The sequence below is a fragment of the Arthrobacter sp. M2012083 genome (assembly GCF_000281065.1).
GTDB lineage: Bacteria > Actinomycetota > Actinomycetes > Actinomycetales > Micrococcaceae > Arthrobacter.
Genome location: NZ_AKKK01000033.1, coordinates 1 through 1,464 on the forward strand (window position 1 = coordinate 1; position 1,464 = coordinate 1,464).

Consider the following 1,464-nt stretch of genomic DNA (forward strand, 5'->3'; position numbering starts at 1 on the left):
CGGGGTGCGGCTTCCACGGGGATGCCGCACCCCGCCGTCGTGGTTTAACCCGCGCCGAGAGGGGGGAGATTTGGGGTCTGGAGACTAGGGCTTTCCAGGGAGCGAGGGGATCAGCTCCGAGGGAACCGGGACGGGGACGCCCGAAGGGCCGAGCTTTGCGGGATCGATCTTGGAAGGGTCGATCTCCGGTGGGGTCACGGGCAACCCGGGCGGTGTGGGGATGACACCGTTGCCGGGATCCCTGTGCGACGGCGTCTTGGGTGTGTGCGGCGACGCTCCACCGGGCTGTGGCTCCGGAGCGGGAACGGCAGGACTGACCGGCGCGGCAGGTGCCGGCTGGGGTTTGACCGTGGCAGGAGCTTGCTGGGGCTCTTCCCGGACAGGCAAGGGCTCGGGCGTGGTGCCGGCGGGGGCATCGGGCTGGGGGGCACTGCCGGAACCGGGGTTTAGTTGGGATACCACCGAACCGATTGCTGCCCCGAAATGCTGGAAAGCGCCCGGCAGGCCGCCCTCGGAAGCCACGGCAGCGGTGGCGCCGCCAGCCAAGGACACCGCCACAGCGAGGCCTGCAATGGCCGTCCGGCGCTTCTTCCGACGCCGGGCGGCAAGTTCGTCCACAGGGGGCTCATTCGCAAGAGCGGATTCCGCAGCAACTGTGGCAAGTACCGCAGTGGGCGCACCGGACGACGCCGCCGGGCCGCTGACCATGAGCGAGCGGACCGCGTCGGACGGCAAGGGGGCAGTGTTGGCCAGTGAACGGAGCTCGAGGAGTTCAGTGCGGAGACCGGCGTCGCCTGTGAGGCCGGCGTCTGCCAGCAGATGGTCGATTGCCTGCTGGTCATGCCGTCCGCGAGGCGTAAGTTGTTCGCTCATGATGTGCCGTTCCTTAGTAGTGCACGCTTCTTCAGTGCACTCAATGCCCTGCGCTGTAGCTGCTTGACGGCTCCTTGGGACTTACCCATGATCGCCGCCGTATCTTCCACTGACACGTCGGCGACGACCCGGAGGGCCAGCACCTCCCGATAATCGTCAGGAAGGTCATCCAAAAGTTCAGTGACGCCCAGACCGGCTACCCGGCCAAAGGCCTGGTCTTCGGCCGATGGCGACCGCCGCGCGTCCAGATCCGGTTCGTACGGCGTCGAGTCGGGCGTTCGTTCGCGTTTGCGATAGTGGTCCACCATCCGCGCATGCGCTATGGAGAACAAGAGTGTTTTTGCCCCTGGCAGCCCGCCGTGAAGCGTTTCCAGCTTCGGATACAGGGCAAGGAAGACGTCCTGCGTCACAGCTTCGGGGTCGTCCACGCCTCGTGCCCGGAGGTAGCCAAACACCGGTCCGGCGAAGTTATTGTAGGCAGCCGTGAAGAGCAGGGCGGGATCGTCCTGATCCGCCTGCACATATTCATCAGCCAAAGGGTCAAGCACCCGGGGATGCCTCCGTCCCACACACTACGTAGCGGGGGTCCTT

General features: G+C 66.2%; 2 protein-coding genes. Both read right to left on the bottom strand.

The window, feature by feature from the left end; translation table 11 throughout:
* Nucleotides 1–84: 84 nt before the first annotated feature.
* Nucleotides 85–873: a hypothetical protein gene (locus tag A477_RS0115240; protein WP_017199815.1), complete on the bottom strand. Its 789-nt coding sequence runs from the start codon at nucleotides 871–873 to the stop codon at nucleotides 85–87.
* The gene (locus A477_RS0115245) at nucleotides 870–1,421 is read right to left on the bottom strand and encodes an RNA polymerase sigma factor (RefSeq protein WP_017199816.1); all 552 of its coding nucleotides are present in this window, start codon (nucleotides 1,419–1,421) and stop codon (nucleotides 870–872) included. The genes A477_RS0115240 and A477_RS0115245 overlap by 4 nt, the downstream gene beginning before the upstream one ends.
* Nucleotides 1,422–1,464: the final 43 nt, after the last annotated feature.